The following is a 15,029-nucleotide window of genomic DNA, read 5'->3' as shown; positions in this document are numbered from 1 at the left end:
TGAAATGAGCAATTGTGTAACTGATTGTTCCTGTGAGGATCAACTAAAACATACTGTCTTAACGCTTTCTCAGGATGCACCAGAAAGCGTTATCTATCAGACCTCTTTAATGAGTGCGCTGCTGAGCGGCGTCTACGACGGCAACGTCCGCATCGCTGACCTGATGCGTAAAGGGGATTTCGGCCTGGGCACGTTCAACCGGCTGGATGGCGAGATGATTGCGTTCGACAGCAAGGTTTATCAGCTGCACTCAGATGGCAGTGCGCATCCGGCCGACCCGGCACAGAAAACTCCGTTTGCGGTGATGACCTTCTTCAGGCCGCAGCACCAGTTTGAGTTTGACCGGCCCATGTCGCGCGAGGCGATCCATCGGGTGATCGACAGCGAAATCACCTCCGATAACCAGTTCTGCGCGCTGCGCATCAGCGGTCGTTTCAGCCACGTCGACACCCGCACCGTGCCGTGCCAGTGCCGCCCGTATCGCTCCATGCCGGAAGTGCTGGGCGATCAGCCGACCTTTGCCTTCAGCCAGCGCGCGGGCGAGCTGATTGGCTTCCGCACGCCGCAGTATATGCAGGGCATTAACGTAGCGGGCTATCACGAACACTTTATTACCGACGACCGCGAAGGCGGCGGCCACATTCTCGATTACGCGCTGGAACAGGGCACCCTGACCTTTGGTGCCATCAGCAAGCTGGTCGTGGATCTGCCGCAGGACAGTGACTTTCTCAATGCCGACCTGAACCCCGCCAATCTTGACGCCGCGATCCGTGCGGTAGAAAGCTAATCAGAGGAATGACGATGAAAACTCCAACCGATACGACTCTCTGGACCTGCGGCGCTGACCTGGTGGTCGCGCAGCTTGAGGCGCAGGGCGTACAGCACGTCTTTGGCATCCCTGGCGCAAAGATCGATAAGGTTTTTGACTCCCTGCTGGATTCCTCCATTCAGACCATCCCGGTTCGTCATGAAGCCAACGCCGCGTTTATGGCCGCCGCAGTAGGCCGCCTGACAGGCAATGCCGGTGTGGCACTGGTCACCTCCGGACCGGGTTGCTCCAACCTGATTACCGGCATGGCCACCGCCACCAGCGAAGGCGATCCGGTCGTCGCCATCGGCGGCCAGGTGAAACGCTCGGACAGCGCCAAGCAGGTTCACCAGAGCATGGATACGGTGTCCATGTTTCGCCCGATCACCAAATATGCGGTTGAGGTGACCGATCCCTCTGCGCTCTCTGAATGCCTGTCGAATGCATTTCGTCACGCCGAGCATGGCCGGGGCGGAGGCGCCTTTATCAGCCTGCCGCAGGATATTGTCGACCAGCCGGTGACCGGCAAAGCACTGAGCAGCAAAGGCCGTCCGGTGCTGGGTGCCGCGCCAGACGCGATGATCGACACGGTCAGCCAGGCCGTTGCCGGGGCGAAAAATCCGGTCATCCTGCTGGGATTAATGGCGAGCCAGCCGGAAAATAGCGAAGCCATTCACGATCTGCTGAGCCGCAGCCACATTCCGGTCACCAGCACCTATCAGGCGGCGGGCGCGATCAGACAGGATCACTTCTCACGCTTTGCCGGTCGCGTCGGACTGTTTAACAACCAGGCGGGTGACCGGCTGCTGCAACAGGCTGACCTGATCATCACCATCGGTTACAGCCCGGTAGAATACGAACCGGCGATGTGGAACAGCGGTAACGCCACCCTGATTCACATCGACGTGATTCCGGCAGAGACCGACAACCGCTACCTGCCGGACGCCGAGCTGGTGGGCGATATCGCCGCCACCGTGCGTAAACTGGCAGCACGCATTACCGCGCCGCTGCAGCTGACAGCAGAAGCCGCCAGCATTCTTGAAGATCGTCAGCAGCAGCGCAAATTGCTGGCGATGCAGGGTGCCAGCCTCAATCAGTTTGCCCTGCATCCGCTGCGGATCGTGCGCGCCATGCAGGACATCATTAACAGCGACGTCAGCCTCACCGTCGATATGGGCAGCTTCCACATCTGGATCGCCCGTTATCTCTACAGCTTCCGTGCCCGCCAGATCATGATCTCCAACGGTCAGCAGACCATGGGCGTAGCGCTGCCGTGGGCGATTGGTGCCTGGCTGGTCGATCCGCAGCGCAAAGTGGTATCGGTTTCAGGAGATGGTGGCTTCCTGCAGTCCAGCATGGAGCTGGAAACTGCCGTCCGGTTAAAAGCCAATATCCTGCACATCGTCTGGGTAGATAACGCCTACAACATGGTGGCAATGCAGGAAGAGAAAAAATATCACCGCGTCTCCGGTGTCAATTTTGGCCCGGTCGATTTCAAAGCCTACGCCGAAGCGTTTGGCGCTGCGGGCTTTGCGGTGACCAGCGCAGCAGAACTGGAGCCGACGCTGCGTAAAGCGATGGATGTTCAGGGTCCTGCCGTGGTGGCTGTGCCGGTCGATTACGCCGACAACCCGCTGCTGATGGGTCAGCTGCATCTGAGCCAGCTTCTTTAATTTCGTAAAAAGGAAATCAGGATGAAAAACAGAGTGGCATTTGTAACCGGCGCAGGCCAGGGCATTGGTGAAGCGATCGCCCTGCGTCTGGCAAAAGATGGGTTGGCGGTGGCCGTAGCCGATTTCAATCAGGAGACTGCCCGCCTGGTTGCGGAGAAGATCAATCAGCAGGGCGGTAAAGCGATTGCGCTGAAAGTGGATGTCTCGCAGCGCGATCAGGTGATGGACGCTGTTGAAGAGGCGCGTCGCACACTGGGCGGTTTTGACGTCATCGTCAATAACGCCGGTATTGCGCCCTCGACGCCGATTGCTGAGATCACCGAAGCGGTGGTCGACAAGGTCTACAACGTCAATGTCAAAGGGGTGATCTGGGGCATGCAGGCCGCCATCAAGGCGTTTGCGGCTGAAGGTCACGGCGGCAAAATCATCAACGCCTGTTCGCAGGCGGGTCACGTCGGCAATCCAGAGCTGGCGGTCTACAGCTCCAGTAAGTTTGCCGTGCGTGGCCTGACACAGACCGCCGCGCGCGATCTGGCACCCGCCGGTATCACGGTCAACGCCTTCTGCCCGGGCATTGTCCGAACACCGATGTGGGAAGAGATCGACCGGCAAATCTCTGAAGCCGCCGGAAAACCCGCCGGTTACGGCACCGAAGAATTTGCAAAACGTATTACGCTGGGACGGCTTTCCGAGCCGGAGGATGTGGCCGCCTGCGTTGCTTACCTCGCCAGTCCCGACTCCGATTATATGACCGGTCAGTCGCTGTTGATTGACGGCGGCATGGTGTTTAACTAATCTCCCCTCGCCTGCTGCGTCTCTGCGTAGCAGGCTTCTTTCCTGACCTGGCGAACCGTTAATTTATTTTATCTGAAAAGCAATTACCCATCAGCCATTTGCCTTCCTGTCCCCGTCTTTGCGCAGTTTTTGTCGCCGCAGAGATTAAAGCTGCTTATCACCCTGCCGATAAAACAGAGACTCCTCTCCCTGTTCGAAGCGACCATGTTAACGATCAACCATAACGAAACCGCCGCCATTACGAACAAATTGCGGTACGGTATTGACTCCGTTCTGGGACGAACGGTTGAACGGCTATCATCAGGGATGCGGATTAACAGTGCTAAAGACGATGCGGCAGGTCAGGCGATTGCCAACCGTATGACGGCCAATGTCAACGCCGACGCGGTAGTGGCACGCGGCCTTAATGACGCCATCAGCTATTCCCAGACCGCCAGTGGCGGCCTGGGCACTATCGTCGATCTGCTGATTCAGGCGCGTACGCTGTCGGTCCAGGCCGCTAACGGTACGCTGTCGGACGCGGATCGGCAGAGCGTCAACAACCAGTATCAGCAGATAATGGCTGGCATCAACGACGTTGCCGATCACACCGAAATTTTTGGGCGTTATCCGCTGGCAACCGATAATCCCGATCTGCCGCCTGCGAAACTGGGTAACGTTGACCCTATCAACGTAAAATTCCCGATCCCGGGCAAGAGTTACTCATTTACCTCGGGTGTGATCCCACTGGCCTATATCCCGGCAGGAGCAACGTCGATAAGCATTACGATTGACTCGCTGGGTCAGGATGACGATCTCCAGCTGTTTACCCGCGACGGCAAGCATCTGGCCGGTACGCCGCTGGACGGCAGTGCGCCTGATTACACCTGGGTCAGTAAAGGCATTACAGATCCGACAACGGCACAATCCCGCCTGCTGACCAGCAATAATGGTTTCTCCACTGGCGCGACCTATGACAGCGCACAGCTGCTGGAAGGCGGCACGAGCTGGGCGCTGGCGGGCAGTAACAGCAGCAGCTACAACGGGATGAACATCACCTACAGCGGTGACGGCGACCGTTATGAAGATGTCGCCAGCGGCGATTTCAACAACGGCACCAATACCGGCACCCGGCTGGAGCGCATCTCGCTGGACACCGTCAGCGAAGATTTGATTGTGGTGGTGGTCGGCAACGGCTCCTTCACCGGTAGTCTGACCTGGGGAAACCTTCCGGAACCTAAAGGCGTGCCTGCAACGCCGCCACATGAGAGTCGTCCTCTCGAAGTGATCACCAGCGCCGACTATGGTCAGCCGATCCAGTCGGATAGCATTCCCGCTACGCCGTCAGATACCAAAACGCTGGGACTGAACAACACTACCCTGCTGACCAGTGGCGACATCGCCACCACCATGAAGGCGCTGGATAAAGCGCTGGAGAAGATCAGCGGCTATCAGTCGCTCTACGGTGCAAAAATAAACCGTTACGAATCCAATCGTAACGTGTTGTCACAGCAGGGCGTGGATACTTCAGCGGCTCGCAGCCGCATTCAGGATGCAGACTATGCTGAAGAAGCGAGTCAGCTGGCGCGCAGCCAGATTATTCAGCAGGGACAGACAGCCGTCAGTAAGATGGCCAATAAAACCCCTGAGATGATTATTCAGCTGTTAGGCAGCCAATAACGTTAACCGGCTGAGCATCATGGCTCAGCCGGTTACCCTGTTTCTCCACCACTCTACTACCCGCCTGATTCAGCCCCAGCTGGCCCGAAACCCCGGTTACACTTCATCACCCTTTGATCTCAGTCACACAATCTCGTTTAAGAACCGTTTAAAGATGATCGTGATCACCCTTCTTTGTTAAAGAAATGCTAAATACTGACAACTATTTATTATCATCTTTGAATGCAGGGTTAATTAAAACAACAGGTTAATCATTACCACGCTAAGTAATTACCTGAATTTTCCTGCCGGTATGTAACTTTTTCATTACTTTTCCGCCATTGCGAGGGCTGTTAATTTGCTGACGATACTGGGTTTTTCCATGGTTGTTTGCTTCATGTATCTGATCATGACCAAACGTATGTCAGCCTTGATTGCGCTGATCCTGATACCAACCATATTTGCGCTGATTGGCGGTTTTTACGCAGGCCTGGGTGCCATGATGCTGGATGGCGTCAAAAAGCTGGCTCCGACCGGTGTAATGCTGACCTTCTCCATTCTCTATTTTGGTCTGATGATTGATGCCGGACTGTTTGACCCACTGGTGCGCTTTATTCTTCGGATGGTGCGCGGTGACCCCCTGAAAGTGCTGGTCGGAACGGCGGTACTAACACTACTGGTTTCTCTGGATGGTGACAGCTCTACCACTTACATGATTGCCATTGCCGCATTTCTGCCGCTCTATCACCGGCTGGGCATGAACGTGCTGATGATGACCTGTCTGGTCAACCTCGCCAGCGGCATCATGAACCTCTCTCCCTGGGGTGGCCCGACAGCGCGTGCCGCGGCGGCACTGCGTATTGATGCTCTCGACATCTTTATTCCAATGCTGCCCGCGATGCTGCTCGCCTGCGTCAGCCTGGTAGCGATGGCGGTGCTGTTTGGCCTGCGTGAGCGTAAACGATTAGGCGTGATGACCATGAAAGATCACCATCTCGACAACATCGAGCTGGGTCTGGGCGATGCCGAAGAGTGCGCTGCCAACCGTCGCCCGAAGATGTTCTGGCCTAACTTTATCCTGACCACCGTGCTGCTGGTGCTGCTGGTGATTGGTTTAATGCCGATTCAGATCCTGTTCATGCTGGCGTTTGCCATTGCAGTGATGCTCAACTATCCCACGCTGGAGGAGCAGAAAGCCCGTATCAGTTCCCATGCCGGTAACGTGCTGGCGGTGACCGCATTAATTTTTGCCGCCGGTATTTTCACCGGCATCCTCTCCGGCACCGGCATGGTTGACGCCATGGCGAAGAGCCTGCTGGCGGTAATCCCGCCCAGCTTCGGACCTTACCTGGCGGTGTTTACCGCGCTGGTCAGTCTGCCGTTTACCTTCTTTATGTCGAATGATGCCTTTTACTTCGGCATTCTGCCGGTTATTGCCCAGACGGCGGCCAGCTACGGTATTACTGCAGAAGAGATTGCCCGCGCTTCAATTGTCGGCCAGCCTTTCCACCTGCTGAGCCCACTGGTGCCATCAGTCTATCTGCTGGTAGGTCTGGCGAAAGTCGATATCGGCGACCATCAGCGCTTTGCGATCAAGTGGGGGATTCTGATCAGTCTGGTATTGATGGCGGGCGGTCTGCTGACCGGTGCTTTCCCGCTGTTCCACAGTTAATTTTCTGCTTTCTGGCGGATAACCGGCTTTTTTTGCCCGGTTATCCGCTTCACCGCTCCGCCTGTTGTTTCAACCCGCTCTACACTCTATAGCCAGGCTAATGTGCTGCGTGCCGGACAGGCCGTAGTCTCTCAGAGATTTTGTCGATGACCCTATGGAGGCCCGATGAAAATTCACCACCTTAACTGTGGCTGTATGTGCCCGCTGGGCGGCGCGTTTTATGATGGATTCAGTAAAGGCCTGAAGGCGCACCTGGTCTGTCACTGCCTGCTGATTGAGACAGACCGCGACGGGCTGGTGCTGGTCGATACCGGCTTTGGGCGGCAGGATATCCATACGCCCGGCAGTCGTCTCTCGGGCTTTTTCCGCGCCTTAAACAATATTCAGCGGTGCGACGATCTCACCGCCTTGTCACAGGTGAAGGCGCTGGGCTTTCGGGCTGACGATGTGCGCCATATTATTCTGACCCATCTCGATTTTGATCATGCTGGCGGACTAACCGATTTTCCGCAGGCGCGTATCCATCTGATGCAGCAGGAGGTCGATACCGCCCACCAGCGTCACAGCTGGCTGTCGCGTGAGCGCTATCGTCCCGGACAATGGGGCGGGATCAGCAACTGGGAAACCTATCAGCCGCAGGGGGAAACATGGTTTGGTTTTGAGGCGGTTAATCGCCTGCGGGATTTACCCCCGGAGGTTCTGCTGGTGCCGCTGGCGGGCCATACGCCGGGTCACGCGGGCATTGCCATTCAGCAGCCCGATGGCTGGCTGCTGCACGGCGGCGACGCCTGGTTCTACCGCGGCGAAATGCGGCAGCCGACGCGCCACTGCACGCCAGGATTGCGTTTTTACCAGTGGATGATGGGCATAGATAATGTGGCCAGACGGCACAACCAGCAGCGACTGCGTGAACTCTCCTGCCAGCGCGGCGGCGAAATCACCTTTTTCTGCAGTCACGATGCGCGTGAGCTGGATGCGTTGCAGGTCAATGCGCCGCTGCGCTGATGGGTTATCTGACTGCCTGTTTCTCTGCGAGAAACACCGTACCATCAGTTTCTCAAGAGAAAACACGTCGGTGATGGTACCCCAGTCTTCTCACCTGACTTCCCTGTCATAGCTTATCATTGTACAATGACTTGTATTACTTACTCTGTGGAGGTTCTATGAGAGCAATCAGTTACAGCGAAGCCCGACAAAATCTGTCTGCCACTATGGTTCAGACGGTTGAAGATAAAGCGCCGGTATTAATCACCCGCCAGAACGGTGAATCCTGCGTGCTGATGTCGCTTGAAGAATATAACTCACTGGAAGAGACAGCCTACCTGCTGCGGTCACCTAAGAATGCTCACAGGTTAATGGATTCCATCGAAAGCCTGCAAAGCGGTAACGGGACTGACAGGGATATTATTGAGTGAAACTGACCTGGTCCGAAGAAACCTGGGAAGATTATCTCTACTGGCAGGATACCGATAAAAAAACGGTCAAAAAGATTAATGAGTTGCTAAAAGATGCCAGCAGGACGCCTTTTGAAGGCAAAGGAAAACCCGAGCCATTAAAGCATAATCTTGCAGGCTTCTGGTCACGCAGAATTACGGCAGAACATCGGCTGGTTTATGCCGTCAGTGGAGACGCTTTATTAATCGCCTCATGCCGTTATCACTATTGAAGGGCTCATAAGCTTACCCCTGAGCCCTTATAGTGCAGCCGTTTCAGCGGCGGCGTCATTCAGTGCAATCCAGTTACGCCGGATCGCCTGTCCTCTTTTTCAGCTGTGCGGAAAGCCAGGGCGCAGTCAGACTCTCAGCCGATGTGCTGACCGTTTCCGGCGTACCGCATGAAACAATCCTTCCGCCTTTAAGACCGGAGCCAGGTCCCAGATCAATCACCCAGTCCGCTTCAGCCACGATGCGCATGGTGTGTTCCGCCATCACGACGGTGTGGCCGCGCGTCACCAGTTCATCCAGCACAATCAGCAACTTATCCATGTCAGAGGGATGCAAACCTGTAGACGGTTCATCAAGCAGATAGAGCGTAGCTGTCCGCTGGACACGCTGCAGCTCCCAGGCGAGCTTGATGCGCTGACACTCACCGCCAGAGAGTTCCGTGGCGGGCTGACCCAGTGTCAGGTATCCCAGCCCCAGAGATCGCAGAGCCGACAGTGAACGCTGGATCCCGTCATACCCGTCAAACACCCTGGTGGCGTCGTCTACGGTGAGATCAAGCACATCCGCTATGGTCAGGTCGTTCCACTTCGCCTCCAGCGTTTCGGGGTTGTAACGGCGTCCCGCACAGACCGAGCAGGTTGCGGTGGCGCTGGGCATAAAGAGCAGCTCAATCGAAATCTGTCCCTGTCCCTCGCATGCAGGACAGCGACCCGCGGGCAGATTGAAGGAAAACCGGCTGGCGCTGAAACCTCTGGCTTTCGCCTCGGGGGTTTCTGCAAACAGCCTGCGGACGATATCGAAAAAGCCGGTGTAGGTGGCCAGATTGGAGCGTGGCGTCCGCCCGATAGGACGCTGATCGATTCTGACCAGACGGCCAATGGCGTCATTTCCGCTGACAACCAGCCCCTTAACGTCCGGGACCAGGTCCTCTTCCTCACCCTCTTCACTGTCAGATGTTTTATCAAAACGTCCGAGCATTTCCGGAAGCACGCGATTCAGCAGCGTCGATTTGCCGGAGCCGGAAACACCGGTAACCGCCGTCATTCTCGCCAGCGGGATAGCGATATCCACGCCGGTAATATTGTTGCAATGGATCTGCTCAAGCCTGAGCCAACTCTCCGCGGGCCGGCGCTGGCGCAGTCCGGTATAGCTGCGGGAGAAGAGATAGCCAGAGGTGGGTGAAGCGTTGACGTCTTTGAGGCCTGCCGGTTCACCGTTATAAACAATCTCACCGCCATGCGTACCCGGGCCGGGACCGACTTCGATGAGCCAGTCCGCCTCGGCAATGAGATCAATATTATGCTCGACGACCACCAGCGAGTTACCTGCACGTACCAGGTTCTTCAGGGATGCGAGCAGCGCTTTGACATCATCGGGATGCAGACCGGCAGACGGCTCATCCAGCACGTAAAGCACACCAAACAGCCGCGATATCAGCTGGGTGGCCAGACGTACGCGCTGCAACTCGCCGGATGAGAGCAGCGTGGTGCGGCGTCCCGGTGCCAGATGCCCCAGACCCAGCGTCTCAAGCTGTTCAAGCCGCATGCAGATATCTGACGCCATCCGGATAACGGCTTCCCGCAGTGCCGCCTCGGCAGGCAGATCTGATGATGAACCGTCTGCATAAGGCCTCAGCCGTTCAGCAAGTTCAGATACCGACAGCTCACTCAGGCTGGCAATGTCATAACCGGCAAAGGTCACGGATAGCGCGTTCCGGTTTAACCTTTTGCCGTGACACGCTGAACAGGGTGTGACCGTGACAAAGCGCGCCAGCCGTTTTTTTCGTCGTCTCGCTGCCATTGGAATAGCTCTGCAATACGATTTTTGCTGCGCTGGTGTACGTGCCGGTATAAGCGGGCTCTTCGCCCGCCGCCAGCGCGTTTTCACGCTGTTCAGCATTCAGACCGACAAAAATCGGCACCGATGGCTGTTCGTCAGTCAGCAGTATCCACTGCTGGTCGCGGGCTGAAAGCGTATTCCAGGGTGCATCGACATCGTAGCCGAGCGTCTCAAGGATGCTGCGCAGGTTTTTGTTATGCCAGCCTCGGGGCCATGACGCGATAGCCCCCTGGCGGATACTCAGTGAGCTATCCGGCACCATCGACTCGGTTTTAACGGTGTGCACTCTTCCCAGCCCCTGGCAATGTGGACAGGCACCCTCAGGATTGTTAGGCGAGAAATAATCGGCGGTCATAAACGGCACACCGTCAGGCCTTGTGCCCGCACGAGAAAACAGCAGACGCAGCGTGACGGAAATACGGGTCAGGCTGCCCACCGTTGAACGCTCCTGCGCGCCAGCCCGGCTTTGCTGAAGCGCCACCGCGGGCGGAAGTCCGTCAATGTTATCTACATCTGGCGCAGCGGCCTGATCGATCAGGCGACGGGCATGGGGTGAAATCGACTCGATAAACCGGCGCTGGGCTTCTGCATAAAGCGTGTCAAAGGCGAGTGAGGATTTTCCGGAGCCTGAAACCCCGGTAAACACCACCATGGCATTCCGGGGAAACCGCAGCGACACATCCTTGAGATTGTGTGTTCTTGCACCCTGTACTGAGACATAAGGATCAATGTGCTCGTCAGCGCGATAAGTATGGGCGTTGTCTTGTTCTGTCATGGTGTCCCTGTTTGATGATGCACGGCAGATTAACGACAACCTGCCGTTAATAACTGAAAATTGCAGAGGCTGACCCGGCTTTCGGGCTATCCGGCCCGTTACGAGCCAGAAACACCAGCAAGGGTAGTCAGGGATTTCAGACAGCACAACGCGGGGGCGACTGATTCAGGGCTGTAAAAAAGAACAGCACATAAAAAAGCCCGCGCAGGGCGGGCTTTAGTTACCGGACGCTCATCCTATCGGATTGAGCTGCGCCTGCGAGTGATGCGAGCGGAATATTGAACATTTTATGCAGGTTCCGGATCATCGGCAGCGTCAGCGCACGCTTATGATTCAGTACCTCATAGACGCGGTTCATGCGTCCAATTGCCGACACCAGGTTTTTCGCTGTTAGCCCCATCTGCTCCATGCGGAATTTAATCGCCTCCACTGGATCAGGTGCCTCAATCGGATAATGTTCCTGCTCATATTTTTCGATAAGCAGGATCAAAACTTCCAGAAAGTCACCGGCTTCACTTCCCTGTTCTGGCTCATTGTCGAACAGGAGAGATACGGCGGCCAGACCGGCTTCATAATCTGCTTCACTGTGAATCGGTTTGATTTTATAAGTCATCACATTTTTACCGTATTTGCGTTTACCCTGCCGTATTCAGCATGCGTTCCTGCAAACTTTATGTAGACCGCCTGAAACCTGTAAACCGTACGTCGTTTTATCTTAAGATGATGGCTGTATCATTGCACGCTCAGCAGAAACCAAGCACATGAGCACAAAAATCGCGTCCAGGTGTTCAGCGCCGGTTGTGAACGTTTCGCTGGCAGGCAGGCACACATAATGGTCATTTCGGGCCAAAAAGACTGAAAGGCGATCCCGCGCCGGAGATTTAATTCAAAATTACTCTACACGTAAAAAAAACCCGTCAGCGACGGGTTTTTTCAGACCTGAAAGATGAATATCACCGCGACAGCATTACGGTTTTTTAAACTTATCTTCGACCTTCTCTTTTGCTTCGGCGATTTTATCACCGGCTTTTTCCGCGAAACCCTCTTTATGCGCAGGTTCGCTGCCTGGCGTTACCGGACGGCTGTCGTCAGCGCGCGCCTGACGCGTGCTTTCAAGTAACGGATCGGCCACAGTACGATTCCCGGTCAGCCGGTCTGCGCCGAGAGGATCTGTACTGGCATGGTCAATATCCACTTCCTGACGGCGTACCGAATCGTTAATGGTTTCAACCCGATCGCTTGTCTCTTTACGTAACACCACCTCTTCAATGATCTCCGCGGTCTTATTAATCACGGGCTGCTCATGCGTCTCTTCCACTTCAATCGTTTTTTCAGACCAGTCAACATGAGTAGGTGATCCTGATTCATTCACCGGACGACGGAAGATTGCGGCGTGCTGCTCATGCAGCGAGACATTTTCTGAGACCTGATCGGTGACAGTGTAGCGGCGCACGCGGGTTGAACCTTCGCTAACCAGTCGTTTACCTACTTCCAGTCGCTCTTCGGCCAGACGCAGCACATCCTCGTCACTCTCATCACCGGTCAGGGCTGTACGCGCCGCGCTGCGCTGGGCAGGATCGGTATGGAGCGGATCGATGGCACCCTTATCCTGAAGCGTTCCACTGGCGGGCGCTGTCAGGCCATCATCAGTCGCATAGTCATCAGGCCGTGCGGCACTGCGCTCGGTAAGCTCTTCATGGGCATCAAGGATGCCCAGGGCACGAGGTAACTCATCTTCATCGGCCCGCAGCGACAGCACTACACCGCCGGTACGCATCGCATCTTCATAGACTTCAGCCTGATCCTCTTCCAGCGTGTTGCCAAACAGGCGCTGCCAGAAGCCCGGATGACGGGCTTCATGACCTTCAGTGCGCAGCCGCTCACCGGAGATGATATCAATGTCATCATCCAGGAACCCGGCCTTAATCAGGTTACGCTTTGCACCTTCTGCCAGTGAGATATTGCTGAACATTGTTACAATTGTTTCACGCGCCATGTTGTGTTCCTCGGTGATGGATTCGGATGGCTCTGAATAGGGTATTCGGGTCAGATGAGCCTGCTGCCGGCGCAGGGAGACAATCTGTTCTATCTCCACCTCGCTGACGACTTTGCGAATGTGCCACTCCTCTTTCAGCACCAGATGACGGACAATCTCGACCTCTTCCTCGACAATCGGAATAATCAGGACGCCATTTTCTTCACGGATCGCCGGCATCTCAGTCAGCCGCTCCGATTTAGGAATGCGTTGAACGTCCGCCGTCTGTTGCCGGAGCATCAGCGCAATTTTCTGCTGATGTTCAGTAACCTGGCGGGTGACTCTGACATGACCGTCGATGACCCGCTGTTTCGAGACCTCAACGGTTTCCTCCGCCAGACTTAAGACCTGTTCGCTACTCTCTGATCCTGGTTTTTCAGGAGGTTGATTATTCATGGTTAACCTGCCTGTGATACAGAGCGATCATTTGTACTTTCCCTGACCTTGAGCATAAGTATCTGCTTTTCGGTTAGTTAAAGCCTGGCACAAACAATGACAAAGGAAAGAAAAAAGCAGAAATATGCCGCGATGTGAAGATAAAATGGCGCTAAAATCGGATAAGCGATGCGGCAGATAAAAAGAGGATCTCAGGGTCAATAGCAGTGAAATCTCTGTTTTCAGGTGAGCCAAAGAGAAGGGGTCAGGCAGTGATCACGCCTGGCGTGCCTCACCTCAGGGGTTGATCCATCCGCTTTCCTGCCGTTCGCCATGGGCAGGATAGTGAAACAGTGCGCGCGGATTTTCATTGCGCTGAAGCTGATACGCATCCAGCATGTTGACCTGCACAATCATTACGCCAAAACGCGATTCGCCAGTTTCCGCTGCCGTCGCGACAGGTGTCTCGTGAGCGGGGGCCAGCGCTTCTCCCGGCGGCCCGGCGATATACGTCTGCCGCGTGTGCTGCGGTAACGCACGCCAGGCTGCCCGGGCAACATCACTTCCCGCCGCATAACACGCAACCCGCCCTGCCAGACGCAGCTGCAGGCGACGCTGATGGCAATATCCCAGCACGGTGACCTGCGGATTCGCCGCCATCTCCTGCCACTTTGGACTACGCACATCGGTATGAAAGGTCAGCGTCCGGCGTACATCATGGCACTCGCGCAGTACCACAGTACGTGCCTGAGGCCGTTGTGCAGCATCCACGGTAGCGAGCGTCAGATAACGAAATCCAGCCTGCGGATCGGCGGCAGCCTCTGTCAGTGCTGCCCAGCAGGCTATTTCAAAAGTTTTCAGCTCCATTGGAAATTACTCTCATCAGGGACAATGTCAGCCATCTGGCTAAAAGCGTAGCAATGATGTGAGCAGATGGCCTGCCCGCTCCGCTCTGACAGGAAAATATGATCCGCGAGTCGCCGGGTAATATCGCGCAGGGTGAGACAGCCGCGGGATTGCGAAACGCCTTGCAAAGTCGCGAACGCGCGTGCCATCAGTCTGCCGCTCCGTGCTATCTTTGCGCCATCACCTTACCGTCTTGTCCGCAGGGAATGACACTATGTCTGCTGAAAAGTCCGCTGAAGTTCGGCCAGAAATGCCCATTGATGTCACCTCGCCACGCCTGACCTATCGGCCACTGAAACAGGAAGACTGGCCCTTTTATCTTGCGCTCAGTCAGGACAGATCGGTGATGAAGTACATCAGCGATCCGCGCAGTGCTGAAGAGATCCGAACCCTGTCATTCGACGTACGCCTGCCAGCCTGGTACAAAGGCTGCACACACTGGCTTTGCCTGGTCATTGAGGAAAAAACGACGGGTCTTCCTGCTGGCTTCTGCGGATTTATCGATCGTGGAGGAGGTGTTGCGGAGTCCGGATTTATTCTGGCCACGGAGGCACAGGGCAAAGGCTACGGCAGCGAGTCGCTGCATGCCATTATCGCCTTCTGCTTTGAGCAACAGGGTTACCGCAAAATGACCGCAACGGTGACGGCTGGCAATGTCGCCTCTCGCCGCACGCTGCTCTCCGCAGGCTTTATTCAGGAAGGCACTCTGCGGCAGAATTTCTTCCTCAATGGTCAGTGGCAGGATGACTGGATTTTCGGATTACTGAAACAGGCGTACCGGCCCGTTCGCTGATCCGGACAGACAGACGGGCGTCGATCGTCCCCTTTCTTCGACTGCCAGGGTCAGAG

At 55.8% G+C, this 15,029-nt stretch carries 12 protein-coding genes and 1 pseudogene; 9 read left to right on the top strand and 4 right to left on the bottom strand.

What is annotated here, in order from left to right:
• Positions 1-4: 4 nt before the first annotated feature.
• The 8 genes from budA (at position 5) to AC6I8J_RS21395 (ending at position 8,252) form a co-directional block, all read left to right on the top strand.
• Positions 5-787, top strand: coding sequence for an acetolactate decarboxylase (gene budA, locus AC6I8J_RS21430; RefSeq protein ID WP_161736308.1), 783 nt, complete (start codon positions 5-7; stop codon positions 785-787).
• A 14-nt stretch (positions 788-801) separates the two neighbouring features.
• Positions 802-2,481 carry an acetolactate synthase AlsS gene (gene alsS, locus AC6I8J_RS21425; RefSeq protein ID WP_285088953.1) on the top strand — a complete coding sequence of 560 codons (1,680 nt, stop codon included), beginning with the start codon at positions 802-804 and terminating at the stop codon, positions 2,479-2,481.
• A 21-nt stretch (positions 2,482-2,502) separates the two neighbouring features.
• Complete coding sequence (locus AC6I8J_RS21420; protein ID WP_161736306.1) at positions 2,503-3,276, top strand: (S)-acetoin forming diacetyl reductase; 774 nt, start codon at positions 2,503-2,505, stop codon at positions 3,274-3,276.
• Positions 3,277-3,480: 204 nt separating this feature from the next.
• Positions 3,481-4,935 (top strand): flagellin N-terminal helical domain-containing protein, encoded by a 1,455-nt coding sequence (locus AC6I8J_RS21415; RefSeq protein WP_161736305.1) that lies wholly within the window; start codon positions 3,481-3,483, stop codon positions 4,933-4,935.
• Between the two features lie 337 nt (positions 4,936-5,272).
• Positions 5,273-6,586 (top strand): CitMHS family transporter, encoded by a 1,314-nt coding sequence (locus AC6I8J_RS21410; protein WP_497825859.1) that lies wholly within the window; start codon positions 5,273-5,275, stop codon positions 6,584-6,586.
• A gap of 165 nt (positions 6,587-6,751) precedes the next feature.
• A complete protein-coding gene (locus AC6I8J_RS21405; RefSeq protein WP_497825858.1) occupies positions 6,752-7,591 on the top strand; it encodes an MBL fold metallo-hydrolase in 840 nt (279 codons plus the stop codon).
• A 158-nt stretch (positions 7,592-7,749) separates the two neighbouring features.
• Positions 7,750-8,001 carry a YoeB-YefM toxin-antitoxin system antitoxin YefM gene (gene yefM, locus AC6I8J_RS21400; RefSeq protein WP_222925667.1) on the top strand — a complete coding sequence of 84 codons (252 nt, stop codon included), beginning with the start codon at positions 7,750-7,752 and terminating at the stop codon, positions 7,999-8,001.
• Positions 7,998-8,252: a Txe/YoeB family addiction module toxin gene (locus AC6I8J_RS21395; RefSeq protein WP_161736637.1), complete on the top strand. Its 255-nt coding sequence runs from the start codon at positions 7,998-8,000 to the stop codon at positions 8,250-8,252. The genes yefM and AC6I8J_RS21395 overlap by 4 nt, the downstream gene beginning before the upstream one ends.
• Positions 8,253-8,325: 73 nt before the next feature.
• On the opposite strand, the pseudogene AC6I8J_RS21390 reads toward AC6I8J_RS21395, so the two are convergent.
• The 4 genes and pseudogenes from AC6I8J_RS21390 to AC6I8J_RS21375 all read right to left on the bottom strand — a co-directional run bounded on the left by AC6I8J_RS21390 (position 8,326) and on the right by AC6I8J_RS21375 (position 14,141).
• Positions 8,326-10,864 (bottom strand): annotated as a pseudogene (locus AC6I8J_RS21390) (excinuclease ABC subunit UvrA).
• A 220-nt stretch (positions 10,865-11,084) separates the two neighbouring features.
• Positions 11,085-11,477, bottom strand: a complete 393-nt coding sequence (locus tag AC6I8J_RS21385) for a helix-turn-helix domain-containing protein (protein WP_222925669.1) — start codon at positions 11,475-11,477, stop codon at positions 11,085-11,087.
• 354 nt (positions 11,478-11,831) lie between these two features.
• The gene (locus tag AC6I8J_RS21380; protein WP_285088956.1) at positions 11,832-13,295 is read right to left on the bottom strand and encodes a YsnF/AvaK domain-containing protein; all 1,464 of its coding nucleotides are present in this window, start codon (positions 13,293-13,295) and stop codon (positions 11,832-11,834) included.
• Positions 13,296-13,571: 276 nt separating this feature from the next.
• Positions 13,572-14,141 (bottom strand): pyridoxamine 5'-phosphate oxidase family protein, encoded by a 570-nt coding sequence (locus AC6I8J_RS21375; protein WP_497825857.1) that lies wholly within the window; start codon positions 14,139-14,141, stop codon positions 13,572-13,574.
• 253 nt (positions 14,142-14,394) lie between these two features.
• On the opposite strand from AC6I8J_RS21375, the gene AC6I8J_RS21370 reads away from it, so the two are divergent.
• Positions 14,395-14,973, top strand: coding sequence for a GNAT family N-acetyltransferase (locus AC6I8J_RS21370; protein WP_440829924.1), 579 nt, complete (start codon positions 14,395-14,397; stop codon positions 14,971-14,973).
• The last annotated feature ends 56 nt before the right edge of the window (positions 14,974-15,029 follow it).

The sequence above is a fragment of the Pantoea sp. X-Soil-ISGK-355 genome, from assembly GCF_059730805.1.
Note: the sequence above shows the minus strand (reverse complement) of the source record. Positions and strands in the feature narration are given on the sequence as shown.

Bases quoted from the DNA above. Each gene is read 5' to 3' on its own strand.
- AC6I8J_RS21380 (WP_285088956.1), bottom strand. From the start codon at position 13,295: ATGAATAATCAACCTCCTGAAAAACCAGGATCAGAGAGTAGCGAACAG.
- AC6I8J_RS21375 (WP_497825857.1), bottom strand. From the start codon at position 14,141: ATGGAGCTGAAAACTTTTGAAATAGCCTGCTGGGCAGCACTGACAGAG.
- AC6I8J_RS21415 (WP_161736305.1), top strand. From the start codon at position 3,481: ATGTTAACGATCAACCATAACGAAACCGCCGCCATTACGAACAAATTG.
- budA (WP_161736308.1), top strand. From the start codon at position 5: ATGAGCAATTGTGTAACTGATTGTTCCTGTGAGGATCAACTAAAACAT.
- AC6I8J_RS21385 (WP_222925669.1), bottom strand. From the start codon at position 11,477: ATGACTTATAAAATCAAACCGATTCACAGTGAAGCAGATTATGAAGCC.
- AC6I8J_RS21405 (WP_497825858.1), top strand. From the start codon at position 6,752: ATGAAAATTCACCACCTTAACTGTGGCTGTATGTGCCCGCTGGGCGGC.
- AC6I8J_RS21420 (WP_161736306.1), top strand. From the start codon at position 2,503: ATGAAAAACAGAGTGGCATTTGTAACCGGCGCAGGCCAGGGCATTGGT.
- AC6I8J_RS21370 (WP_440829924.1), top strand. From the start codon at position 14,395: ATGTCTGCTGAAAAGTCCGCTGAAGTTCGGCCAGAAATGCCCATTGAT.
- yefM (WP_222925667.1), top strand. From the start codon at position 7,750: ATGAGAGCAATCAGTTACAGCGAAGCCCGACAAAATCTGTCTGCCACT.
- alsS (WP_285088953.1), top strand. From the start codon at position 802: ATGAAAACTCCAACCGATACGACTCTCTGGACCTGCGGCGCTGACCTG.